General features: G+C 71.5%; 26 protein-coding genes. 12 read left to right on the forward strand and 14 right to left on the reverse strand.

Going from position 1 to position 20930, the window contains the following annotated elements:
• The first annotated feature begins 4 nt into the window (after nucleotides 1-4).
• On the forward strand, nucleotides 5-904 hold the full coding sequence (locus tag ACGFJ7_RS25455) for a hypothetical protein (protein WP_392644143.1): 900 nt from the start codon (nucleotides 5-7) through the stop codon (nucleotides 902-904).
• Nucleotides 905-1048: 144 nt separating this feature from the next.
• The gene (locus ACGFJ7_RS25460) at nucleotides 1049-1807 is read left to right on the forward strand and encodes a LysE family transporter (protein WP_360259433.1); all 759 of its coding nucleotides are present in this window, start codon (nucleotides 1049-1051) and stop codon (nucleotides 1805-1807) included.
• Here the strand turns inward: ACGFJ7_RS25460 and ACGFJ7_RS25465 are convergent.
• Nucleotides 1804-2472 (reverse strand): DNA alkylation repair protein, encoded by a 669-nt coding sequence (locus tag ACGFJ7_RS25465; RefSeq protein WP_360259436.1) that lies wholly within the window; start codon nucleotides 2470-2472, stop codon nucleotides 1804-1806. The genes ACGFJ7_RS25460 and ACGFJ7_RS25465 overlap by 4 nt on opposite strands.
• Nucleotides 2473-2504: 32 nt before the next feature.
• Here ACGFJ7_RS25465 and ACGFJ7_RS25470 point away from each other — a divergent pair, with 32 nt between their 5' ends.
• Nucleotides 2505-3137: an acVLRF1 family peptidyl-tRNA hydrolase gene (locus ACGFJ7_RS25470; RefSeq protein ID WP_360259438.1), complete on the forward strand. Its 633-nt coding sequence runs from the start codon at nucleotides 2505-2507 to the stop codon at nucleotides 3135-3137.
• On the opposite strand, the gene ACGFJ7_RS25475 is transcribed toward ACGFJ7_RS25470, so the two are convergent.
• Nucleotides 3134-4045 (reverse strand): neutral zinc metallopeptidase, encoded by a 912-nt coding sequence (locus ACGFJ7_RS25475; RefSeq protein ID WP_392644145.1) that lies wholly within the window; start codon nucleotides 4043-4045, stop codon nucleotides 3134-3136. The two genes, ACGFJ7_RS25470 and ACGFJ7_RS25475, sit on opposite strands and share 4 nt — an antisense overlap.
• Before the next feature lie 209 nt (nucleotides 4046-4254).
• On the opposite strand from ACGFJ7_RS25475, the gene ACGFJ7_RS25480 reads away from it, so the two are divergent.
• The 4 genes from ACGFJ7_RS25480 to ACGFJ7_RS25495 all read left to right on the forward strand — a co-directional run bounded on the left by ACGFJ7_RS25480 (nucleotide 4255) and on the right by ACGFJ7_RS25495 (nucleotide 9379).
• Complete coding sequence (locus tag ACGFJ7_RS25480; protein WP_360259442.1) at nucleotides 4255-5859, forward strand: ABC-F family ATP-binding cassette domain-containing protein; 1605 nt, start codon at nucleotides 4255-4257, stop codon at nucleotides 5857-5859.
• A gap of 440 nt (nucleotides 5860-6299) precedes the next feature.
• Nucleotides 6300-6527 (forward strand): helix-turn-helix domain-containing protein, encoded by a 228-nt coding sequence (locus ACGFJ7_RS25485; protein WP_097322431.1) that lies wholly within the window; start codon nucleotides 6300-6302, stop codon nucleotides 6525-6527.
• Nucleotides 6528-6550: 23 nt separating this feature from the next.
• A complete protein-coding gene (locus ACGFJ7_RS25490) occupies nucleotides 6551-7318 on the forward strand; it encodes an enoyl-CoA hydratase/isomerase family protein (protein WP_360259524.1) in 768 nt (255 codons plus the stop codon).
• Between the two features lie 138 nt (nucleotides 7319-7456).
• Nucleotides 7457-9379: an ABC transporter ATP-binding protein gene (locus tag ACGFJ7_RS25495; RefSeq protein WP_360259526.1), complete on the forward strand. Its 1923-nt coding sequence runs from the start codon at nucleotides 7457-7459 to the stop codon at nucleotides 9377-9379.
• On the opposite strand, the gene ACGFJ7_RS25500 is transcribed toward ACGFJ7_RS25495, so the two are convergent.
• The 4 genes from ACGFJ7_RS25500 to ACGFJ7_RS25515 are packed head-to-tail and all read right to left on the reverse strand — an operon-like array spanning nucleotide 9376 to nucleotide 11977.
• The gene (locus ACGFJ7_RS25500) at nucleotides 9376-9933 is read right to left on the reverse strand and encodes a TIGR03086 family metal-binding protein (protein WP_360259444.1); all 558 of its coding nucleotides are present in this window, start codon (nucleotides 9931-9933) and stop codon (nucleotides 9376-9378) included. The genes ACGFJ7_RS25495 and ACGFJ7_RS25500 overlap by 4 nt on opposite strands.
• Nucleotides 9930-10478: a G/U mismatch-specific DNA glycosylase gene (gene mug, locus ACGFJ7_RS25505; protein WP_392644147.1), complete on the reverse strand. Its 549-nt coding sequence runs from the start codon at nucleotides 10476-10478 to the stop codon at nucleotides 9930-9932. Before mug ends, ACGFJ7_RS25500 begins: the two co-directional genes overlap by 4 nt.
• On the reverse strand, nucleotides 10475-11236 hold the full coding sequence (locus tag ACGFJ7_RS25510; RefSeq protein ID WP_360259449.1) for an SDR family oxidoreductase: 762 nt from the start codon (nucleotides 11234-11236) through the stop codon (nucleotides 10475-10477). The genes mug and ACGFJ7_RS25510 overlap by 4 nt, the downstream gene beginning before the upstream one ends.
• Before the next feature lie 24 nt (nucleotides 11237-11260).
• Nucleotides 11261-11977 (reverse strand): helix-turn-helix transcriptional regulator, encoded by a 717-nt coding sequence (locus ACGFJ7_RS25515; RefSeq protein WP_360259452.1) that lies wholly within the window; start codon nucleotides 11975-11977, stop codon nucleotides 11261-11263.
• A gap of 112 nt (nucleotides 11978-12089) precedes the next feature.
• Here ACGFJ7_RS25515 and ACGFJ7_RS25520 point away from each other — a divergent pair, with 112 nt between their 5' ends.
• On the forward strand, nucleotides 12090-12428 hold the full coding sequence (locus tag ACGFJ7_RS25520; protein WP_360259454.1) for a nuclear transport factor 2 family protein: 339 nt from the start codon (nucleotides 12090-12092) through the stop codon (nucleotides 12426-12428).
• 196 nt (nucleotides 12429-12624) lie between these two features.
• A complete protein-coding gene (locus ACGFJ7_RS25525) occupies nucleotides 12625-13077 on the forward strand; it encodes a DUF3592 domain-containing protein (protein WP_392644274.1) in 453 nt (150 codons plus the stop codon).
• Here ACGFJ7_RS25525 and ACGFJ7_RS25530 read toward each other — a convergent pair.
• The 4 genes from ACGFJ7_RS25530 to ACGFJ7_RS25545 all read right to left on the reverse strand — a co-directional run bounded on the left by ACGFJ7_RS25530 (nucleotide 13016) and on the right by ACGFJ7_RS25545 (nucleotide 15858).
• Entirely contained in the window at nucleotides 13016-13459 is a 444-nt protein-coding gene (locus ACGFJ7_RS25530; RefSeq protein WP_360259456.1) for a hypothetical protein, read from the reverse strand. The two genes, ACGFJ7_RS25525 and ACGFJ7_RS25530, sit on opposite strands and share 62 nt — an antisense overlap.
• Complete coding sequence (locus ACGFJ7_RS25535; protein WP_392644150.1) at nucleotides 13456-14307, reverse strand: DUF692 domain-containing protein; 852 nt, start codon at nucleotides 14305-14307, stop codon at nucleotides 13456-13458. The genes ACGFJ7_RS25530 and ACGFJ7_RS25535 overlap by 4 nt, the downstream gene beginning before the upstream one ends.
• Nucleotides 14300-15211, reverse strand: a complete 912-nt coding sequence (locus tag ACGFJ7_RS25540) for a TIGR04222 domain-containing membrane protein (RefSeq protein ID WP_392644151.1) — start codon at nucleotides 15209-15211, stop codon at nucleotides 14300-14302. Before ACGFJ7_RS25540 ends, ACGFJ7_RS25535 begins: the two co-directional genes overlap by 8 nt.
• A 68-nt stretch (nucleotides 15212-15279) precedes the next feature.
• Entirely contained in the window at nucleotides 15280-15858 is a 579-nt protein-coding gene (locus ACGFJ7_RS25545; protein WP_360259461.1) for a helix-turn-helix domain-containing protein, read from the reverse strand.
• A gap of 165 nt (nucleotides 15859-16023) precedes the next feature.
• Between ACGFJ7_RS25545 and ACGFJ7_RS25550 the strand changes: the two genes are divergently transcribed.
• Together ACGFJ7_RS25550 and ACGFJ7_RS25555 are read left to right on the forward strand one after the other, a co-directional pair.
• Nucleotides 16024-16674 (forward strand): HAD family hydrolase, encoded by a 651-nt coding sequence (locus ACGFJ7_RS25550; RefSeq protein WP_360259463.1) that lies wholly within the window; start codon nucleotides 16024-16026, stop codon nucleotides 16672-16674.
• A 145-nt stretch (nucleotides 16675-16819) separates the two neighbouring features.
• Nucleotides 16820-17737: a serine protein kinase RIO gene (locus ACGFJ7_RS25555; RefSeq protein ID WP_392644153.1), complete on the forward strand. Its 918-nt coding sequence runs from the start codon at nucleotides 16820-16822 to the stop codon at nucleotides 17735-17737.
• Between the two features lie 52 nt (nucleotides 17738-17789).
• Here the strand turns inward: ACGFJ7_RS25555 and ACGFJ7_RS25560 are convergent, their stop codons facing one another.
• The 3 genes from ACGFJ7_RS25560 to ACGFJ7_RS25570 form a co-directional block, all read right to left on the reverse strand.
• A complete protein-coding gene (locus tag ACGFJ7_RS25560; RefSeq protein WP_360259465.1) occupies nucleotides 17790-18035 on the reverse strand; it encodes a DUF2630 family protein in 246 nt (81 codons plus the stop codon).
• A gap of 123 nt (nucleotides 18036-18158) precedes the next feature.
• Nucleotides 18159-18821, reverse strand: a complete 663-nt coding sequence (locus ACGFJ7_RS25565) for a response regulator transcription factor (RefSeq protein WP_360259468.1) — start codon at nucleotides 18819-18821, stop codon at nucleotides 18159-18161.
• Nucleotides 18809-19966 (reverse strand): histidine kinase, encoded by a 1158-nt coding sequence (locus ACGFJ7_RS25570; RefSeq protein WP_360259471.1) that lies wholly within the window; start codon nucleotides 19964-19966, stop codon nucleotides 18809-18811. Before ACGFJ7_RS25570 ends, ACGFJ7_RS25565 begins: the two co-directional genes overlap by 13 nt.
• Nucleotides 19967-20098: 132 nt before the next feature.
• Here ACGFJ7_RS25570 and ACGFJ7_RS25575 point away from each other — a divergent pair, with 132 nt between their 5' ends.
• Nucleotides 20099-20521, forward strand: coding sequence for a DUF6069 family protein (locus ACGFJ7_RS25575; RefSeq protein ID WP_360259473.1), 423 nt, complete (start codon nucleotides 20099-20101; stop codon nucleotides 20519-20521).
• Nucleotide 20522: 1 nt separating this feature from the next.
• Here ACGFJ7_RS25575 and coaD read toward each other — a convergent pair whose 3' ends face one another.
• Nucleotides 20523-20930, reverse strand: coding sequence for a pantetheine-phosphate adenylyltransferase (coaD, locus tag ACGFJ7_RS25580; protein ID WP_360259475.1), 408 nt, complete (start codon nucleotides 20928-20930; stop codon nucleotides 20523-20525).

Consider the following 20930-nt stretch of genomic DNA (forward strand, 5'->3'; position numbering starts at 1 on the left):
CCGCATGACAGGCGTACGGCTTTTCGTCCCGGGGACGGCGACGACGATGGCGCAGTGGCAGGACTCCCTCCGGCGCTGCGGTCTGACGCTGGACGACGCGGCGGTCGAGTGGGTGGCCAACGACGGCTCGTTCGGTGCGGCGTTCGGCTACGGCACCATGTCGGCCGAGGAACAGAGCGCGGTAGCCGAGGCGGGCGGTGCGCTCATCCTCGACCTACCGGGGTACCTGGACGCCGCGACGGCGAGGCTGATCGCCGGGCTCGGAAAGGCCGGAGCATTGGGCGTACGGCTCGAGCAGTCGAAGTTGGGATGGCCGGTGGGCCGCTGGGTCGAGGCGCTGGAGAGCGGCGACCCGTGGGAGGTCTACCACTGTGCCGTCGTGGCGTTGCAGGACGGCGGTGTGTCGCGAACGTGCGGCATGCACGCCTTCGGGCTGCCGGACGCGCTCGTCGAGGCGCCGCCGGCCCAGGCGAACGAACTCCTCGGCGTCCTGAACGTGTATCAGCTGGCGGAGGACCCGGTGCTGGTCACCGGCGACACCTTCACGCCCGACCGGGACACGCCGCGCCGCCGCCTGGAGCGCTGGCCCGACGACGGATATCCGCCGGGCCACCCGTGTCACAACCCGTTCGGGGTCTGGCGTCTGGGTCCCGAGGGCGGCCGGGCGGACCCGCGGGGCGAACAGCGGCCGGTCTTCATCCCTCCGCTGGCCGCCGTGCTCACCGCGGCCGAGGAGAAGGCCGGCCGGCCGCTGAGCCGGGACGAGGTCGAGCGCTTCACCGCCGAAGGCGCCTGCGTCATGATGAGTCACGCCGATGCGAAGGGCCTCGAACGCCGGCGTGGGTACGCCGATCTCGAGCCCGAACTGGTCTGGGAGCAGTGGCGGGCCGTACGCGCTAATTGAGTCGCGGTCAGCGGGTACGCCGGCGCATGATGGCGGCGTGACCAAGCCGATTGCCTTCCTCGCCGTCTCTGTCGCTCCGGCCGGTCGGGCCGCGCGGCAGCAGCAGGCCGGGCGTCGCGGATCGGCGGTCGTCGCACAGCCGTCATGAGCGCGGCGTTCATGGCCGGCGTCGTCGCCGGCTATGGTGTCGCGCTGCCCATGGGCGCCATCGGGGTGCTCATCGCCGGGCTCAGCGCTCGGGTGTCGCTGCGGGTCGGCGCCGCGGCCGGTCTCGGCGCGGCCACCGCCGACGGGGTCTTCGCGGCGATCGCCGTGGCCGGGGGAGCGGCGGCGGCGACCGCCATCGCGCCGATCGCGGCGCCGCTGCGCTGGGTGGCCGCCGTCGTGCTGCTGGGACTGGCCGCGATCACAGCGCGAGCCGCCTTCCACACGCCGCCGAAGCGCGCCGATCACTCGGCAGGCCGTGACGAGCATCCGGCAGAGCGCGCCGAGCACCCGGAAGAACGCGCCGAGTACACGGCGGAGCGCGCCGATCACTCGGCGGAGGGCGAGCACCCGGCGGGGCGTAACGAGCACCCGGGGGAGCGCGACGGACGCCTGGCGGAGCGGGGCGAGCGCTCGGCGACGCCGCTCAAGGCGTACGCCGGCGTGCTCGGACTGACGCTTCTGAACCCGGCGACGGTGATCTATTTCGCGGCGCTGGTGCTCGGGAGAGGCGGTGCGGGCGGCGGTGCCTGGTTCGTGGCGGGCGTCGTGCTGGCCTCGGCCAGCTGGCAACTCGTGATCGCCGGCGGTGGCTCGCTGATCGGCCGATGGCTGACCGGCGAGCGTGGGCGCGTGATCACCGCGCTGGTCTCCAGCGCCGTGATCGCTGTGCTCGCCGTGAAGCTTCTAGCCGGCTAAAGATGCTTTGTGGCCTCCCGGATCGACAGGCCGGAGAGCCGGGCGTGGTTCTCGCTGACGAAGGCGCGGACCGCGTCCGGGGCGGTTCGCGCGTACTGCCGAAGAGCCCAGCCGATCGCCTTGCGGACGAAGAAGTCGCGGTGGCCGGACTGGGCGCGGCAGTAGGCGAAGAGGCGGTCGGTGTCGGTGTCGGCGCCGTAGTGCAGTTGGTGCAGGATCGCCGTGCGGACCACCCACTTGTTGTCGTCGGCCGCCCACTGGTCCATCGCCGTGCTCAGCGACGGATGCCGGCGCACGAGGTCGCCGGTGAACCGGGTCGCGAGGGGATCGACCGTGTCCCACCAGCTTTTCGTGGTGACCAGCGTGCGAACCACGTCGAGGAAGCCGGGGCCGGGCACGTCGACGTGGCGGGCCAGGTAGGAGCAGGCGACGTACTGGTATTCGCGTTCGTCGCGCTGCCACAGCGCGAGGGCGTCGGCGCGCAGCTCGTCCTCGGCCGGTTTCGGGCGGCCGGCCAGGGCGGCCCGTTCGAGTTTGCGCAGGGCGGGCGAGGCCAGGCCGAGGAACGGGAACTGGTCGCGCATGTATTTCGCCTGGGCCGCCGCGCGGGCCGGGTCGGCGGCGGGCCGCAGCAGGGCGTCCAGGCGGGGCAGCAGGTCGGTCACGACCCGGATCCTGCCACCGTAGTGTGACAAGAATGAGTGAACGAGCGGCCGCCGGCGGCGGGAAATGGGTGGATGTCGCGCCGGGCCGGCTGCCTCGCTGGCTCGAGAACTTCGAGCGCCGCCACGGCCCGTACCGGGAAACGGGCTTGACCTTGATCGCCGAGGACGGCGCCACGGCCGCCTGGCAGGTGCCGCCGGGCGCGCCGCCGGTCGAGACGATGGCGGAGCTGATCGCCGAGGCCGGCCGGCCTCGGCGGCTGGGGCTGCTGCTGGCCCGCAAGGGTGCCGTCGCCGTGGGCATCGCGCAGGGTGACGAGCTGGTCGCCTCCAAAGTGGACACCCACTACGTCCAGGGCCGGACGGCCGCTGGTGGCTGGTCGCAGCAGCGCTTCGCCCGGCGCCGCGACAACCAGGCCAAAGCGGCCACTGCCGACGGCGCCGGCATCGCCGGGCGCATTCTTCTTCCGGAGGTACGCGGTCTGAGCGCGCTCGTCACCGGCGGTGACCGGGCGGCGGTCGACGCGATTCTGGCCGCGCCTCAGCTGGCCCCGGTGGCCGCCGTCCGGGCCGAACGGTTCCTGGACGTGCCCGAGCCCCGGCACGCGGTGCTGGTGTCCGCGATAGCCGGGGCCCGGTCGGTGTCCGTACTGGTCAAGGAGCCTTAGAACGAGGTGTCGCAGCTCTTCGGGTCGCCGGTGTTGTAGCCGGTGCTGAAGGACTGCTGGCGCTGGGCCGAGGTGCCGTGGGTGAACTCGGCCGGGTTGACCGTGCCGCCGCCCTTCTGCTGCAGCGTGTCGTCACCGATCTGGCCGGCCGTCTGGATGCCCTCCTGGATGTCCTGCTCGGTCAGGCTCTTGAAGATGCGCTGGCCGTTGGCCGAGGTGGTGGTGCTGGCCGCCTTGGACCAGACGCCGGCGTAGCAGTCGGCCTGGAGTTCGAGCTTGACCGAGAGCGCGTTCTTCTCCGAGTTGCTCGCGCCTTCCTGCGCGCGGCGCATCTTGGCCTCGGTGCCCGTGATGTCCTGGATGTGGTGGCCGTACTCGTGGGCCAGCACGTACGGCTGGGCGAACTCGCCGGGGGCGCCGAGCTGCTTGGCCAGGACCTGGTAGAAGCTCAGGTCGATGTACACCAGGTTGTCGCCGGGGCAGTAGAAGGGGCCGACCCCGGAGTCGGCCGCGCCGCAGGCCGTGTTGACGCGGCTCTTGAAGAAGACGGTCTTGGCCGGCTGGTACTGCATGCCGAAGGCCTCGGGTGTCTCCTGCTTCCAGAAGGCCTGGATCGAGTTGACGTAGAGCACGTTGCGGCAGTCGAGCTGCTTGGTCGCGCTCGCCTTGTCGCCGCACTCCTGGTTGATGTTGCCGTTGTCGCCCGCCTGGTTGGAGCCGTCGCCGCCCATGGCGTTGATGCCGAAGTAGCCTCCGACCACGGCGATGACGAGCGTGATGATGATGCCCACGAGGCCGCCGCCACCGATGGGGATCGGCAGGCCACCGAGGCCGCCACCTCCGCCGCCGGATAGACGTCGATCCTCGACCTGACTGGTATCGATGTCGGCGTTCTCGTTGAGTTCCATCTCATCCCTCACTGAGCGTTGTGCCCGGCGTGTACCCGTTGATCTTGATCGTTAATCGGTTGGGAGGTGTCAGCGGGTGCCCGGTACTATTGCCGGGTGCTGCTCTGCGAAGACTGACCTGCCCCGCGCCGACCGCCTCCCGTGAGATGGCCGGCGCTTTCGCGTGTCCGGAGTCAGCCTTCTTTATCTTCGAGAGCGAGCTTTTAATCATGATCACCGCCACCGGACTGGAACTACGCGCCGGCGCCCGCATCCTGCTCTCCCCGGTCACCCTGCGGGTGCAGCCGGGCGACCGGATCGGGCTGGTCGGGCGCAACGGCGCGGGCAAGACCACCACCCTGAAGGTGCTGGCCGGTGAGGGCCAGCCGTACGCGGGCGCCGTCGAGCGCACCAGCGAGGTCGGCTACCTCCCGCAGGACCCCCGCACCGGCGACCTGAACGTCACCGGCCGCGACCGCGTGCTCAGCGCCCGCGGCCTCGACTCGATCATCGCCGAGATGCAGAAGCTCGAGATCGAGCTCGAGGAGAGCGCCGACGAGAAACTGATCCGCCGCTACGGCCACCTCGAGGACCAGTTCTCCGCCCTGGGCGGGTACGCGGCCGAGGCCGAGGCCGCCCGCATCTGCTCCAACCTGGGCCTGCCCGACCGGGCACTGGCCCAGACCATCGGCACCCTTTCCGGCGGTCAGCGCCGCCGCATCGAGCTCGCCCGCATCCTGTTCGCCGACTCCGGCCAGAACGGCAAGGGCATCCTGCTGCTCGACGAGCCCACCAACCACCTCGACCAGGACTCGATCGCCTGGCTGCGCGGTTACATGGCCCAGCACAAGGGCGGCCTCGTGGTGATCAGCCACGATGTCGAGCTGCTCGACGCCGCGGTGAACAAGGTGTGGTATCTCGACGCCAACCGCTCGGTGGTCGACATCTACAACGTCGGCTGGAAGAAGTACCTCGAGTCGCGCGAGACCGACGAGCGCCGTCGCCGCCGCGAGCGGGCCAACGCCGAGAAGAAGGCCGGCGCCCTGATGGCGCAGGCCGACAAGATGCGGGCCAAGGCCACCAAGACGGTCGCGGCGCAGAACATGGCCCGCCGGGCCGAGAAACTGCTGGGCGGCCTGGAGGAGCAGCGCGTCTCCGACAAGGTGGCCAAGGTGCGCTTCCCCAGCCCGGCCCCGTGCGGCAAGACGCCGCTCACGGCGAGCGGCCTGTCGAAGTCGTACGGCTCGCTCGAGATCTTCACCGATGTCGACGTGGCGGTCGACCGCGGTTCCCGGGTCGCGATCCTCGGCCTCAACGGCGCCGGCAAGACGACGCTGCTGCGCATGCTGGGCGGGCTGCTCGAGCCCGACACCGGCGAGGTGCGGGCCGGGCACGGGCTGCGGCTGGGCTACTACGCCCAGGAGCACGAGACGCTCGACGTCGACCGCACGATCCTGGAGCACATGCGCAGCGCCGCGGCCGAGCAGACCGACACCGAGCTCCGCAAGATCCTGGGCGCGTTCCTCTTCTCGGGTGACGACGTCGACAAGCCGGCGGGTGTCCTCTCAGGTGGTGAAAAAACCCGTCTGGCGCTCGCCACGCTGGTCTGCTCGGGCGCCAACGTGCTGCTGCTCGACGAGCCGACGAACAACCTCGACCCGGTCAGCCGGGAGCAGGTGCTCGACGCCATCGCCAACTACCCGGGCGCGATCGTGCTGGTCACGCACGATGCCGGGGCCGTGCAGGCGCTGAAGCCGGACCGGGCGATCCTGCTGCCCGACGGCGACGAGGACGCGTGGAGCGACGACCTGCTGGAGCTCGTCGAACTCGCCTGATCGACGGGTTGATCGGCAATCATCGCGATCGTCGGTTGTCAACCAGTGCCCACACAGACAGTGCGACGTTCGGGCGTTTGCGGTCAGGTCGGGCATCGCCGTGATCGCGGCAAAGTTGGCACACTCGTGATCGGAGCGCTCGGTGCGTGTCGCATCGACGCTGCGTCATATCCGGCCGACGGCTGTCCTCGATCGAGTGTTTGTGCAGGTGATCGATGGTCTTGGTCCGGGTCGTACCGATGTGGACCGGCCAGTCGGAAAGCTGCCGCCCCTAACGTCAGTTAACTGTCTGACATTGATGGCCGTGGTCATCGTCAAGTTCCTGACAGTGGCAAATGGGCACGTTGGCTAAGCCTGGATACCTAGCGCATGATCGTTGGAGGCGGTCTAATAGGTGAGACCGTATCGAACCGCACAGTCTCCGGATGTGAGGATTCAGCATGCCAGCCACGGGCACCGCCAGCAGCACCGAGAAGGGTCGGCGAATCGTCGGCACAGAGCGCCAGTCGTTAGCGAAGGATCTGGTCAAGCGTTACACCTCCGGTGAGAGCATTCGCGCGCTCGCCGCATCGACCGGTCGTTCCTACGGATTCGTGCACCGCGTACTCACCGAATCCGGCGTGCAGCTACGCCAGCGTGGCGGCGCGCGTCGCCGCAAGAAGGCGTGACGACCGGCAACGCCGCACCCGGCATCCCCGCCGACGAGTCGGGCGTTCGCTACGACCTGGACGGGCCGGTGGCAACGGTGACGTTGTCCCGGCCCGACGTGCTCAATGCGCAGACACCAGCGATGTGGGCCGAGCTCGCGAACATTTCGCGGAAATTACCGGGCGACGTGCGAGTCGTCATTGTCCGTGGTGAGGGACGTTCCTTTTCCGCGGGCCTGGATCTGTCGGTCGCGCGTGGTGATGGCGATTCTTCACTCGTGAAGCTCGCGCAGTTGTCACCCGAGGAGTGCGCCGATCGGATTGCCGGCTTCCAAGCCGCGTTCACCTGGCTGCGTAACCCGTCCTTCGTGACGATCGCCGCCGTTCAGGGGCACGCCATCGGCGCCGGTTTCCAGCTAGCGCTCAACTGCGACCTTCGGGTACTCGCGGACGACGCGAAGTTCTCGATGGCCGAGGTGACGCTCGGGCTCGTGCCGGACCTGGGCGGGACGAAACGTCTCGCCGAACTGACCGGACCGTCCCGCGCGCTCGAGATCTGCCTGACCGGCCGGCGCATCCCCGCCGACGAGGCCGAGCGCATCGGCCTGGCCACCACGGTCGTGCCCGCCGCCGAGCTCTCCGGCACGGTCGCCGACCTCACGGCCGCCATCATCGCCGCCGACGCGGGCGCCACCAGCGAGATCAAGGCCCTGCTGTCGGGGGCCGGGCTCCGGTCGTACGCCGAGCAGGACCGCGCCGAGCGTGAGGCTCAGACCCGCCGTGTCCGCGAATTGCTGGGACCCGGCGAGTAACCCATCCGACCGCCCCACCGCCACCCTTAACCGGACTGAAGGCCTCCGGGAATTCTCGCACCGCCCGGGTTGTCGTACCCCCGGGGCAGAATGTCGCTGCCCACACTTCACGACCGCCCGGGAGGTGACGAGATGAGCATGCCCAGCTGGACCATGCTGCGCTCGATCCAGAACTCGGACCGGGTCGCCGAGCACCGCCTTCGCCGGGGCACCACCCGGCGGATCCTGCGCTACGCCCGTCCCTATCGCCGGGACATCCTGGTCTTCCTGCTCACCGTGGTGCTGGCCGCCGGTATCGGCGTGGCCACGCCCCTTCTCGCCGGCCACGTGGTCAACGCGATCACCGGCGGTGGCGCCGGCGCCGCGTCGCTTGTGGTCCGCCTCGCGCTGCTCATCGGCGCGCTCGCCGTCATCGACGCGTTCCTCTCGCTCGCCCAGCGGTGGTACTCGGCCCGCATCGGCGAGGGCATCATCCTCGACCTGCGGACCCGGGTGTACGACCACGTCCAGCGCATGCCGCTGCAGTTCTTCACCCGCACCCAGACCGGCGCCCTGGTGAGCCGGCTCAACAACGACGTCACCGGCGCCCAGCGGGCCTTCACGTCCACCCTGTCCGGCGTGGTCAGCAACGTCATCCAGCTGGTGCTCACCGCCGCCGTGATGTTCAGCCTGTCCTGGCAGATCACCGTGCTCTCGCTGATCATGCTGCCGCTGTTCATCATCCCGGCCCGCCGGGTCGGCAAGCGGCTGGCCGACATCACCCGCGAGTCGTACAACCTCGACGCCAAGATGAACGCGACCATGACCGAGCGCTTCAACGTCTCCGGGGCGATGCTGGTCAAGCTCTTCGGCCGGCCCGAGACCGAGGCCGCCCGCTTCGGCGAGCGGGCCGCCCGGGTCCGCGACATCGGCGTGCAGCAGGCGATGTACTCACGCACGTTCTTCGTCGCGATGCTGCTGGTCGCCTCGCTCGCCCAGGCGCTGACGTACGGGCTGGGCGGCTGGCTCGCGGTGGCCGGCAGCGTCACCGCCGGCACGGTCGTGACCCTCGCGCTGCTGCTGACCCGGCTGTACGGGCCGTTGACCGCGCTCAGCAACGTGCGGGTCGACGTGATGAGCGCGCTGGTCTCGTTCGACCGGGTCTTCGAGGTGCTCGACCTCAAGCCGGGCATCGAGGAGAAACCCGATGCGGTCGACCTGCCCGCCGGCGGCGGCCGGGTCGAGTTCCGCGACGTGCGCTTCCGCTACCCGAGCGCCGACGAGGTGTCGCTGGCGACGCTGGAGGACGTGGCCACGCTCGACCGCACCGAGCAGGCGCCGGTGCTGCGCGGCGTCGACTTCACCGTCGAACCCGGCCAGATGGTGGCCCTGGTCGGCCCGTCCGGCGCCGGCAAGTCGACGACCTCGATGCTGCTGTCGCGGGTCTACGACGTCACCGAGGGTTCGGTACGGGTCGGCGGCGTCGACGTCCGCGACGCCACCCTCGACTCGCTGCGCGACACCATCGGCGTGGTCACCCAGGACGCCCACCTGTTCCACGAGACGATCGCGGAGAATCTGCGGTACGCCCGGCCGGACGCCACCGAGGACGACATGTGGGAGGCGCTGCGCGGCGCCCAGGTCGCCGACCTCGTCCGCGGCCTGCCCGACGGGCTGGAAACGGTGGTCGGCGAGCGCGGCTACCGCTTCTCCGGCGGCGAGAAACAGCGCCTGGCCATCGCCCGGTTGCTGCTCAAGCGCCCGTCGATCGTCGTGCTCGACGAGGCCACGGCCCACCTCGACAGCGAGTCCGAGGCGGCGGTTCAGCGGGCGCTCACCACGGCCCTCGAGGGGCGTACGGCGCTGGTCATCGCCCACCGGCTCTCCACGGTCCGCGACGCCGACCAGATCCTCGTGCTCGACAAGGGCCGCGTCGTCGAGCGCGGCCGCCACGACGAACTGGTGACGGCCGGTGGGCTCTACGCGGAGCTGTACCGCACGCAGTTCGCCGAGACCTCCCCCGCGTCGTACACCGAGGAGGTCGAGGTGGTCACCGTGCCGGCCCGCTCGATCGAACCTTAGACGCAGGCCCGGCCACTGATGGCGAGCAGCCGGACGAAGTCGCTGGCGCCCTCGGGCACCGGGACCTCGTCCTCGAAGACGCCCATCTGGCGGGCCTGCGGGGCCATCTGGGCGATGACCGGTGACAGGACCTTGACCGCGGCCGGGTCGGGCTCGTAGCTCTGCCCGGTCGCCTGGGCCAGGTCCCAGCCGTGCACGGTCAGGTCGACCAGGACGAGGTTGCCGACGACCGGCTGGGGCAGGCCCATGCCGGGGGAGTTGCCCTCCAGCGCGGCCGGGTCGGACCAGGCCTTGATCAGGGTGGCGGTCTCGTCGGTGAAGCGCCGGCGCCAGTCGCCGGTGATCACGTCCGGGGTGGTGCTGAAGTCGGGCTGCTCGCGCACGGCCAGGGCCTGGAAGTTGACCACCACCTGGAACAGGTGGTTGAGCAGGTCGCGGACGCGGAACTCGGCACAGGGCGTCGGCTCGTCGAGCTGGTCGTCGCGGACCTCCCGGATCACCGGGAGCGTCCGCTCGGCCGCGGCCGCCAGCAAAGTACTGATCTCGGTCGTCATGGCCTAGACGGTAGCGAACCGAGCAGCTCCCGGAAGGCCCCCGCGAGGGTGTCCACGGTGTAGTGGGCGTTCAGGCCGCTCGGGTTGGGCAGCACCCAGACCGGTCTTCCACCGACCTGCTCCTCTTGTGGCCCCATTGTGGCTTTCGGCCGGGCGAACGCCGTCCGGTACGCGGTGACGCCGAGTACGGCGAGAATTCTCGGCGCGACATTCCGAACTTTCTCCGCCAAGGCTTCGCCGCCTTCGACCAGCTCGGCGGGGGAGAGCTCGTCGGCGCGGGCGGTGGCCCGGGCGACCACGTTGGTGATGCCGAGGCCCATCGCGGGCAGCTCGAACTGCTCGGACGGGCGCAGCAGCCGGTCGGTGAAGCCCGAGCGGTACAGGGCCGGCCAGAAACGGTTGCCGGGACGGGCGAAGTGGTGGCCGGTCGCCGCCGAGTACAGGCTCGGGTTGATGCCCGAGAACAACACCCGCAGGCCCGGGCCGATCAGGTCGGGGATGGTGCGGTCGGCGGCGGCCGCTATCTCGGCCGGGGTCGGCTTCACAGCGCGCGCGTGTTCCCGCCGTCGACGGTGATCAGGGTGCCGGTGACATAGCTGGCCGCGGGCGAGAGCATGAACGCGGCCACCCGGCCGAACTCGGCCGGCTCGCCCAGGCGGCGCATCGGGATCTTCGACGCCACGTCGGCCGCGGCGGCCGAGGCGTCGCCGGTCGCCGCGAACAACTCCCGGTTGCGGTCGGTCATGATGCGGCCCGGGAGCAGGCTGACGATGCGGACGCCACGCGGGGCGTACTCGTCGGCCATGTCCTTGGCCGCCATGGCGAGACCCGGCCGCAGGCCGTTGGACAGACCGAGGCCGGTCAGCGGGGTCTTGACCGAGGTGGAGAGCACGAGCGCGATCGCACCGCTCTCCGGCAGCGCCGCCGCGAAGACGCGGGCCGCGCGCATCGTACCCAGGAAGACCGTCTCGAAGGCGTCGCGCCACTGCTCGTCGGTCATCGTGGCCGCGGTGCCCAGGGCCGGCCCGCCCACCGAGATCATCGCGCCGTCGAAGCGGCCGAACCGGTCCACAGCGGTGTCGGCCAGCAGGCGCGGCGCTTCGGGGTCGGCGAGGTCGGCCACCACCCCGGCCGCGTACCGCTCGCCGCCCAGCTGGTGGACCGCTTGCTCGACGCGGTCGCTGTCGCGCGCCGAGATCACCACCTTGGCGCCGTCGGCGACGAGCGCCTCGGCCGTGGCGAACCCGAGCCCGCGCGAGGCACCGGTGAGAACGTAGACGCGATCGGCCAATCCGAGATCCATACCCCCGATCCTGCCAGCCGCCGGTCAGCGGCGGTGCAGGGCGGCGGCCGTCGCCTCGTCGGCGGGGAGGAAAGACTCGATCGCCAGCTCCGACAGGGTGACGTCCCGGGCGGTGCCGAGCACCGAGGTGATGCTGAAGAAGCTGAGATCGTCGATCCGTAGCGGTACGACCGGACCGGCGCCCGACCGGTCGACACCACCCGGATAGCCGCGGAGTTCGTCCCGGAGATCGGCCATGTCGGACACACGGTCGAGAATGTGGCCCCGCCACTCGGCCAGGTTGCGGATGCGGGGCGCCAGGCCGTCGGGGTGCAGCGACAGGCGCAGCACGTTGACCGGCGGTTCCAGCAGCCACGGCGCGCAGCCTTCGACCAGCGGCCCCACCGCGGCGTTGGCGTCGATCATCGTCCAGTTCCGGTCGACCAGCAGTGCCGGGTAGGGCTCGTGCCCCTTCAGCACGTTCCGCAGCGACTCGAGGATCGCGGCCAGGGGTGCCCCGCTCAGCGCCGACTCGGAGTAGGCGGGGGCGAAGCCGCCGGCCACCAGCAGCTCGTTGCGGGACCGCAGCGGCACGCCCAGTTGCTCGGCCAGCCGCAGGATCATGTCGCGGGTCGGCCGGGACCGCCCGGTCTCGACGAACGAGAGGTGCCGGGCCGAGACGCCGGCCTGCGCCGACAGCTCCAGCTGACTCATCCGCCGGCCGGTCCGCCACTCGCGCAGTCGCTGCCCCACGTCGCTCATACCCGCCGACCCTAGGGCCGGCGGCCTCATGGCGGCCATTACCTCCGAGGTAATCGACGGCCCTACCGGTGGCGGGCGACGGTGGTCGCACCGACAACGAGAGGACGAAACGATGAGCGACTTCGAGACCGTGGTGGACCGCTACCTCGCCGCGTGGAACGAGACCGACGCCGGCGCTCGCCGGGCCGCGATCGACAACCTGTTCGCCGAGGACGTCCGCTACGTCGACCCGCTGGCCGCGGTGTCCGGCCGGGCCGCCCTGTCCGAGCTGATCGGCGCGGCCCAGCAGCAGTTCCCCGGCCTGAAGTTCACGCCGGGCGGCCTGATCGACGGTCACCACGACCAGGTCCGCTTCACCTGGACCCTCGGCCCGGCGGCCGGCTTCGACGTGGCCCAACTCGACGAGCAGGGCCGGATCACCACCGTGCTGGGTTTCCTGGACCGTGCTTAGTCCATCGCGTCGGGTGCGCCGAGTCCGCGTGAGGCGCCCGTGACCAGCGCAACTGCCATGTCGTGCCCTCCTGGGTGATCATGGTCGGGTGACCGGGCGACGCGCGAAGAAGCCGAAGTCTTCGCGCAAACGCCGGGGTCTGGCGCCCGGCCCAGCCGGACCGACGGTAGAGCTTTCTCCCACGGCCGCGTGGCGTATGTACGTCGCGTTCGGCCTGGCCGGCCTCAGCGCGGTAGTGGTGGGAATCGCCCTGTTCATGGTGGCCCGCGAGGAGGTTCTTCTGGACCTTCATCACCGGGTCACGGAAGGCACTGTGATCGGTATCTCGACTTCGGTGCGCGGGCCCGGCAGTGCCGACGTCGTCTACTCCGCCGATGGCCGTGAGCACACGACGTCGGTCGGGCAGCCGTGGTGGGGAGGAAGCGTCTACACCGGCGACCACGTCCGTATCGAGTACTCGCCGTCGCATCCGTCTCTGGCCCGCCGGGCCGGTGCGCACGACGCCCTGAGCCTGGTCGGCGGACTAGCCGCCTGCACCGTCGCCGGCGTGGCCTTTGAAGGTCTACGGCGGCGGCGCCGGCGGCGAGTCACGGGCGGCGCAGGATCCAGGTGCGGCCGGCCGCGTGCAGGGCGGCGGCCCCGGCGATGAGGCGCAGTGCGGGCGCGCGGCGAGCCTGGGGAGCCGACCGGCCGTCGTACTTCCAGGTCGCCTCCCGCTCCGCCAGCTCCGGTGCCGCCATCGGGGGCAGCGCGTCCCGGGCGGCCAGGTCGCGCGCGAAGTCCCAGCCGTCGCGCAGGGAGCCCTGCGTGGGCCGGGCCGTGGCCCACTTCGCGAACTCCTGTTTCCACCGGTCACCGAGGCCGGCGGCCAGCAGCGGCCACTGCCGTGCCACCTCGCCGGCCCGCTTGCGCAGCAGCGCCACCCGCGCCGCCTCGAAGCGGAAACCGTCGAAACCTTCCGGTACGGCTCGGCCCGCGGTGAGCGCTTCGACGAGGGCGGCCTGGCGGTCGGCCAGGCTGTCCGCCGTCATGTGACGGGCGGGTAGCCGGAGGCCTTGGCGATGGCGTCCAGCTCGGTTCGGAGGTCGGCCGCCGGCGGGTAGTCGCCGTCGCGTTCCAGCATGAGGGCCGGCGGGCGGTGGCGCGCGCACAACGAGGCGACCAGATCGAGGACCGGCTGGGGTACGGCGTCGGTGTGCGTGTCGTGGTAGAGCCCCTGATGCTCGGCGCCGCCGGCCACGTGGGTGTAGGCGACCCGGTCCAGCGGGAGCCGGCCGAGAAGGTCCTCGGGGTCGGTACCGCGGTTGCGGGCGTTCGCGTAGACGTTCGCCACGTCGAGCAGGAGCAGGGCGCCCGTACGGTCGAGGATCTCGGTGATGAACTGGGCCTCGGTCAGCTCGTCGTCGGGCCAGTCGAACAGGGCGGCGATCGGCTCCAGGGCGATCGGGACGCTCAGCGACGCCTGCACCCGCCGCACGTTGGCGGTCACCGCGGCCACGGCCTCGCGGGTGCGGGGCAGCGGCAGCAGGTGCCCGGCCTCGATGCCGCCGGCCCGGACGAAGGCGATGTGCTCGCTCACCAGTGGGGCGCCGAGCCGGTCGGCCACGGCCGCGAAGTGTTCGACCCGCTCGGCCGGCACCGGCTCGGCCCCGCCCAGGGAGAGCCGGACCCCGTGCGGGATGACCGTGACACCGCGGGCCATCAGCTCCTCGAGCCCGCCGGGCAGGTCGCCGTGCGCGTGGACCGACTCGGCGACCACCTCGGCGAACCGCAGCCCCGGCAGCTCGGCGACGAACCCGGCGATCTCGGGCCGCCACCCGATGCCGACGCCGTACTCGGCCTCGCTACCGAACACGATGCCCGTACGGTCGTCAGCCACCGCAACCGCCTCCGCCGCCGCAACCACCGCCGCCTCCGCAGGAGGAGCTGCTGCTGCAACTGCTGCCGGAGCCGCCGTCGCTGCCGCCGCCACCCCCGACCGAGCCGGTCGCCCCGCCCGTGGCGGCGATCCGCTGGACTTCGGCCTCGGCCGCGAAGGCCGGGTCCATCGTGTAGAGCGAGCTGGATCCCCAGAGGGCCACGCCCATGGCGGCGCCGGTGGCCCCGTACGTCGCGTACGAGGGCGACTGGCTGGGGGAGAGGTGACGGTTCTGGTCGCGCAGGCCGCGCATGTGGCGGCGGGCGGCGTCGGTGGCCCAGCGCCGGCGGGTGTAGAGGGCGATCGTCAGGATCACGGCGAAGAAGACCAGCGGGATGAGGAAGCCGACCGGCTTGTCGTTGGCGGTGCCGTCGATGATGCGGGCTACGCCGACGAGGACGAGCGCGACGCCGGCCAGCGCCCACGCCCGGGCCTCGCGCAGCTTGGCCGCGCTGATCGCCACCCCGCTCGCCTCGAGGTGGTCGCGCAGCTGCTCGACCGCGGAGACCACCGCCTGGTCGGTGAAGACCTCGCGGGCCCGCAGGCCCCGGGCGGCGGCGTTGTAGATGGCGCTGTCGAGCGGGGTGACGCCGCCGGGCAGCGGCCCGGTCTGTACGAGCGTGCGGCCCGGTCCGGTGCCGATGGCGCCGGCGGCGCGCAGGCCGCCCATCGCCGAGTAGACCGCCAGCTTGTCGCCGCCGTTGAGGTAGGCGAGCTGCTGCGGGCCGAGGTGGTCGACCCGGGCGAACCGGATGCCCCGGAAGAGGGTCTTGCGGTGGAAGTAGGCCAGCATCGCCACCAGGACCATGGCGGCGATGTAGTAGATGAGGAAGGTCGGGCCGGGGATCCCCCACGTGTCGTTCATGGGCTTTAACCTCCCGTGCTCGTCGCGTCTATGGCCCTCATTGTGCAGACGCGCGCAACGGCCGGGCGTCAGGCCCGGCGGACGGCTTCCTCGACGACGTCGAGCACCCGGCTCAGCTCGCCCGGCGGGCGCCCGGTGGCCAGGTGGAGCACGAGACCGTCGTACGCCAGCTCGAGGAACTGGGTCAGCACCTCGACCGGCACGTCGTCCCGCAGGACCCCGGCCTCGCGCTGGCGCTGAAGGCGCTCGCGGGTGGCGTCGGCGATGGCCGCGGACCGCTCGGCCCAGCGCTTGGCGAAGGCCGGGTCGGTGCGCAGCCGCCGGGACACCTCGAGTTGGCTGCCGAGCCAGCCGGCGGTGTCACCGTCGCTGTTGCCCGCGCGGTCGAGCAGGTCACGCATCACCTGGACGAGACCGTTGCGGGTCACCGTCGCGACCATGGCGGCGGCGTCGTCCTCGGCCACGGCGAGGAAGAGCGATTCCTTGTCGCGAAAATGGTGGAAAATCGCCCCTCGGGACAGCCCGGTGGCGTCCTCGAGGCGGCGCACGGTCGCGCCTTCGTAGCCGAACCGTGCGAAACAGTCACGCGCGGCGGCGAGAATCTCGTGTCGGCGCGCGTCTAGCTGGTCCTGGCTTACTCTGGGCACGTTCTGGATCGTGTCACGCGGCCGGGCGGCCATGCAATCCGTACGTACGTCTTGCCAGACACGCCACGGCCATCGGACGGATGCTGCGAATTCCCCCATCCCGCCCGTCACTTGTTTACAGCCGCGGACTGTTCGCCCGCCCGTTCGGTCACGTAAGGTGCCCGCGTGCCTCTCGTCCTGATCGCTCTCGACGACACCCTGCTCGACCGCAGCGGTGCCTTCAAGCTGTGGGCGAAGGGTTTCCTGGACGAGATCGGAGCCTCACAGGACGATCTCGACTGGTTACTCTCCGTGGATGCTGACGGTCTGACTCCGCGCTGGGACCTGGCCGATCTGATCCGCGAGCGGTACGCCCTCGGAATTCCCTCGATCGACGTCGTCGACGAGCTGCACGAGGGCCCACTCGCCTACGAGAAGCTTGATCCACTGGTCGGCTGCGCCCTGAAGATCGCCGCGGACGCGGGCTTCGTCCCGGTCGTGGTCACCAACGGGCGGGCGGAGATTCAAGAAGCCCGCATTCGCCGTACGGGTCTCGACCGTTACGTGGCCGATTGGGTGATCTCCGAGCAGGCCGGCGTGAGCAAGCCGAACCCACGGATCTTCGCGCTCGCCGCGCAGCGGGTCCGGATGCGGCTCGGCGGGGCGTGGGTGGTCGGCGACAGCCCCGAGGCGGACATCGGCGGCGCGGCCGCCATGGCCCTGCCCAGCGTGTGGCTGCATCGGGGCCGCAAGTGGATGGACGACCGGTTCGCGCCGACCCGCGTGGTCGGCAACGTGATTCAGGGTCTGTCGGAGATCATGGCAACCGCGCGATAAATAGGTTGCGCGACCTCCACGGGCCCGGCAAAGTGACCCGCGTACCGACGAGAGAGAGGGAGGTGGACTCCATGGCTGTCTTTGTGATGACTGCTGCCCGGATTCCAGAACTTCTTCTTCCTTCTTTCTCCGAGGAGACCCTTCAGTGCGAGAGCACGACTCTTTCGGCCCGGCAACCATGCGCCGCGGCCGTCGCAAGTTCGACGACGACGACTCGAACTTTCTGAAGCGCGGGCGGCTCGAGCCGCAGCTTCACGAGGATCCCGACCTTCCCGAGGTCGGCGACCGCTGGTCCACCTGGGACGGCGCCCTGCACGGCCCCGAGCCGCGCCCCGACTGGGTGCGCACCGAGCACGGCGCTGTCGACACCGAACTGGGCATGCTCAAGACCGGCAAGGAAGCCGACGTCTTCCTGGTCCGGCGGGAGATCCCCGACACCGACAAGGTCAGCATGCTGGCCGCCAAGCGGTACCGGGACGGCGATCACCGGCTCTTCCACCGCGACGCCGGATATCTCGAGGGCCGCCGGGTTCGCCGGTCCCGCGAGATGCGGGCCATGAACAACCGCACCGCCTTCGGCAAGGAGATGATCTCCGGGCAGTGGGCGGTCGCCGAGTTCGGCGCCCTATCCCACCTGTGGGAGGTCGGCCAGGAGAGCGGCCTGGTCCGGGTGCCGTACCCGGTGCAGCTCATCGGCACCGAGCTGATGCTCGAGTTCATCGGCGACTGGGAGACCGGCGAGGCGGCGCCCCGGCTGGCGCAGGTGCGCGCCGACCCCGACCAGCTCGCCGACCTGTGGCGGCAGATGACCGACGCCCTGTCGGTGCTGGCCCGGGCCCAGGTGGCGCACGGCGACCTGTCGCCGTACAACACGCTGGTGCACGACGGCCGGCTCGTGCTGATCGACCTGCCGCAGATCGTCGACGTCGTCGCCAACCCGCAGGGCGCCGACTTCATCGCCCGTGATGTGCGCAACGTCGCGGCCTGGTTCACCCAGCGCGGTCTGCGAGTGGACGCCGACGAGCTGCTGGAACGGCTGCTCTACGAGGCGGGGCTGCGATGAGAAGGCCCGGCCCGCGGCCGCCGAAACCTCGGCGCCCGCGGCCGGAGCCGCGTCACTGCAGGTAGCCCTCGACCTCGCCGACGCTGTGGGCCTGCTCGGAGTTCGGGTCGTTGCCGAACTCCCGGGCGGCCCGCCGCCGGCGCAGCAGGTCCCAGCACTGGTCGAGCGCTTCTTCGAGTTCCTTGAGCCGCGAGTGCTCCTCGCTGGAGGAGATCTCGCCCTTGGCCAGCTGCTGCCGCAGCTTGTGCTCCTCGTCAACCAGGCCGTTGATCCGGCCCAGAACAGTTTTGTCATCCATGCGAAGAGCCTAAAGGCAGCCCCGCCGGACCCTCACCCGGTCACGCTGTGACGAAGCGCGCCCTCAACGGCGAGGCCGGCGGCGCGCCGTGGCGAGCAGCCGGCGGATGGGCGTGGTGGCGGATCAGGCGAGGCCGGCGTCGTGGGCCAGCAGGGCGATCTGGGTGCGGTTGTCGAGGGCCAGCTTGGTCAGGATGTGTGAGACGTGGGACTTGACCGTGGCCAGGGTCATGTCGAGGGCGGCGGCGATCTCGGCGTTGTTGTGGCCCCGGCCGATGCTGACGACCACGTCGTGTTCGCGGGGGCTCAGCGTGGCCAGCACGGCGCGGGCGCTCGTGTAGGCCCCGGCCTGGACGGCGACCCGGTCCATCAGGCGCCGGGTGACGCGCGGCGACAGGATCGGCTCGCCGGCCGCCACCTGCCGGATGGCGTCGGCGATGCGGGCCGGCGGCGTGTCCTTGAGCAGGAAGCCGCTGGCGCCGGCCCGCAGGGCGTGCAGGATGTTCTCGTCGGTGTCGAACGTGGTCAGCACGATGATCTCGGGCGGCCGCGGGCGCGCCCGCAGGCGGCGGGTGGCGGTGATGCCGTCGACCCGGGGCATCCGCAGGTCCATCAGCACGACGTCGGGCGCGTGGGCGTCGGCCGCCCGGGACACCTGGTCACCGTCGTCGGCCTCGCCGACCACAGCGATGCCGGGCGCGCCGTCGAGCATCATGGTCAGCCCGGCCCGGACGAGCGCGTCGTCGTCGACCACGAGCACGCGCACCGGCTGAGTCATGCCGGCCATGGTAGCGACGCACACAGCCGGAATTCGCCCTCGCTCGCCTGGTGATCGAGCCGCCCGCCGGCCAGCTGCACCCGCTCGGTGAGCCCGACCAGCCCGGCCCCGCCCGACCACCCGGGCGGCGTCCCGTCGGGCGGCAGCGCATTGACCAGCTCGACCTCCAGCCCCGCGCCCGGACCGCCGCGCAGCGCGACCCGGACCGGCTGGCCGGCGGCGTGCTTGCGGGCGTTGGTCAGCCCCTCCTGGATCACCCGATACGCCGTGCGGGCGACCGTCGGCGGCGCCTCGGCCGGCGCCGCCACCGCCTCGCGCAGCAGCACCTCGGTGCCGGCGCCGCGGGACTCCTCGACCAGGCGCGGAACGTCGGCCAGCACCGGCTGCGGACGGGACGCCTCGCCGTCCGGCGGGTCGTCGTCGCGCAGCAGCGAGATCACCTCACGGAGCTCCTCGAGAGCCTGATGGACCCCGGCGCGGACGACCCCGGCGGCCTGGGAGAGGCGCTCGGGCGACGAGTCGGGCCGATACTCCATCGCGCCGGCGAACGTCGCCAGCAGCGACAGGCGGTGGGCGAGGACGTCGTGCATCTCGCGGGCGATCTTGCGGCGTTCCAGCATGCGCGCCTCGGCCACCCGGCGGCCCTGTTCGGCCTCGGCCCGGTCGGCCCGCTCGCGCAGCGAGCGGATCAGCGCGGCCCGGGCCTGTGCCCACGCGCCCCAGCCCAGCAGCGCCCCGTAGCCGATGGTGATCAGCACGAGCCACCACCCGTACGGCATCGAGCCGTTGGGCCGCCAGGCCCCCTGAACCGCGTGGGCGGCGATACCCGCCCCCGCCACGGCGATCGCGACCGGGAACGGCCGCCGCCACGACACCTGCAACGCGCCGATCGTGGCGGGCGGGGTGGCGGCCGGTGACACCGCGGCCAGGACGGTGAGCACGGCCGTGCCGAGGACCGGGCGCCAGGCCAGCAGCGGGGTGACCGCCCAGCTCAGCAGGCCGGCCGCGACGTCGAGCGCGAACAGCGGGCCGAGCGCCCGGCCGCCTCCGTGGCCTCCCCACAGGGCGAACAGGGTGGAGGCGATCAGCACTCCTGACACGGCCGCGATCGTGGCGACGGCGGCGGCGCCGGGAGGGCGGAAAGTGGCGGTCACGGGGCGACGCTAACCGGTGGGCAGTCGTCGGCGACACCTACTTAAGTAGGTGCCGGCGCCCTCCCAAAGAAGGGCCCGGCGATGTCCGAGGTCCGATGTGCACACCCGGCCTCAGGGCCCACGCTCATCGGCATGACGAACAACATGCGGGACCTCGAGACCACGACCACCGCCACCTGGACCGGCCGCGCCGTCACGGTCGTGGCCGGCGCCGCCGGCTCCCTGCTGCTCTGGGCCGTGAACGTCCCGTGGGGCGGCCTCGACCTCGCCGTCCGGCAGGGCGGCGAGGTCCAGTCGATCGGCGCCGCCGCGGTGGTGGCCACCGCGCTGATCGCCGGCCTGGCCGCCTGGGGGCTGCTCGCGCTGCTGGAGCGCAAGGCCCGCCACCCCGTCCGCGCCTTCCGGATCATCGCGACCGTCCTGCTGCTCGTCTCGCTGGCCGGCCCGCTGGGCGGCGGCGTGGGTCTCAGCAGCAAGCTGGTCCTGCTGGGCATGCACCTGACGGTCGGCATCGCCCTGATCATCGGCCTGCCGGGCCGCCGCTCGTGCCGCTGAGTCAGGCGCCGAGGGATCGGGCGGCGGTGGAGGAGACCGTGACCAGCGCCGGGCGGGCCGCCATCAGCAGGGTGGTGACGCCGAGGGATTCGTTCATGGCGGCCAGCTCCTGCTCATGGCGGATGTCGGTGGCGTTGCGGACGCCGCGGATGATGACGTCGATGTCGTGCTCGCGGCAGAACGTCGCGGTCAGGCCGGCCCAGGCTACGACCTCGACATTGTCCCAGTACGCGGGCAGGACCGCCCGCACCGAGGCGGCCCGCTCGCCCTCGGCCCGTTCCGGGTGCTTGGCGCTGTTCACGGCGACGAGCACGGTCAGATGATCGGCCACCTGGCGGGCCCGGTCGGCGATGTCGAGATGACCGGGCGTGAGCGGGTCGAACGTGCCCGGATAGACGGCGCGCACCAT

The organism is Actinoplanes sp. NPDC048988 (genome assembly GCF_043197815.1).
Taxonomy (GTDB): domain Bacteria; phylum Actinomycetota; class Actinomycetes; order Mycobacteriales; family Micromonosporaceae; genus Actinoplanes.

Coding starts and splice junctions, on each gene's coding strand:
- ACGFJ7_RS25525 (WP_392644274.1), top strand. CDS start 12,625: ATGTACGTCGCGTTCGGCCTGGCCGGCCTCAGCGCGGTAGTGGTGGGA.
- ACGFJ7_RS25565 (WP_360259468.1), bottom strand. CDS start 18,821: ATGGCCGGCATGACTCAGCCGGTGCGCGTGCTCGTGGTCGACGACGAC.
- ACGFJ7_RS25475 (WP_392644145.1), bottom strand. CDS start 4,045: ATGGAACTCAACGAGAACGCCGACATCGATACCAGTCAGGTCGAGGAT.
- ACGFJ7_RS25460 (WP_360259433.1), top strand. CDS start 1,049: ATGAGCGCGGCGTTCATGGCCGGCGTCGTCGCCGGCTATGGTGTCGCG.
- ACGFJ7_RS25560 (WP_360259465.1), bottom strand. CDS start 18,035: ATGGATGACAAAACTGTTCTGGGCCGGATCAACGGCCTGGTTGACGAG.
- ACGFJ7_RS25510 (WP_360259449.1), bottom strand. CDS start 11,236: ATGGATCTCGGATTGGCCGATCGCGTCTACGTTCTCACCGGTGCCTCG.
- ACGFJ7_RS25455 (WP_392644143.1), top strand. CDS start 5: ATGACAGGCGTACGGCTTTTCGTCCCGGGGACGGCGACGACGATGGCG.
- ACGFJ7_RS25575 (WP_360259473.1), top strand. CDS start 20,099: ATGACGAACAACATGCGGGACCTCGAGACCACGACCACCGCCACCTGG.
- ACGFJ7_RS25470 (WP_360259438.1), top strand. CDS start 2,505: ATGAGTGAACGAGCGGCCGCCGGCGGCGGGAAATGGGTGGATGTCGCG.
- ACGFJ7_RS25520 (WP_360259454.1), top strand. CDS start 12,090: ATGAGCGACTTCGAGACCGTGGTGGACCGCTACCTCGCCGCGTGGAAC.
- ACGFJ7_RS25500 (WP_360259444.1), bottom strand. CDS start 9,933: ATGACGACCGAGATCAGTACTTTGCTGGCGGCCGCGGCCGAGCGGACG.
- ACGFJ7_RS25515 (WP_360259452.1), bottom strand. CDS start 11,977: ATGAGCGACGTGGGGCAGCGACTGCGCGAGTGGCGGACCGGCCGGCGG.
- ACGFJ7_RS25530 (WP_360259456.1), bottom strand. CDS start 13,459: ATGACGGCGGACAGCCTGGCCGACCGCCAGGCCGCCCTCGTCGAAGCG.
- coaD (WP_360259475.1), bottom strand. CDS start 20,930: ATGGTGCGCGCCGTCTATCCGGGCACGTTCGACCCGCTCACGCCCGGT.
- ACGFJ7_RS25485 (WP_097322431.1), top strand. CDS start 6,300: ATGCCAGCCACGGGCACCGCCAGCAGCACCGAGAAGGGTCGGCGAATC.
- ACGFJ7_RS25480 (WP_360259442.1), top strand. CDS start 4,255: ATGATCACCGCCACCGGACTGGAACTACGCGCCGGCGCCCGCATCCTG.
- ACGFJ7_RS25495 (WP_360259526.1), top strand. CDS start 7,457: ATGCCCAGCTGGACCATGCTGCGCTCGATCCAGAACTCGGACCGGGTC.
- ACGFJ7_RS25540 (WP_392644151.1), bottom strand. CDS start 15,211: ATGAACGACACGTGGGGGATCCCCGGCCCGACCTTCCTCATCTACTAC.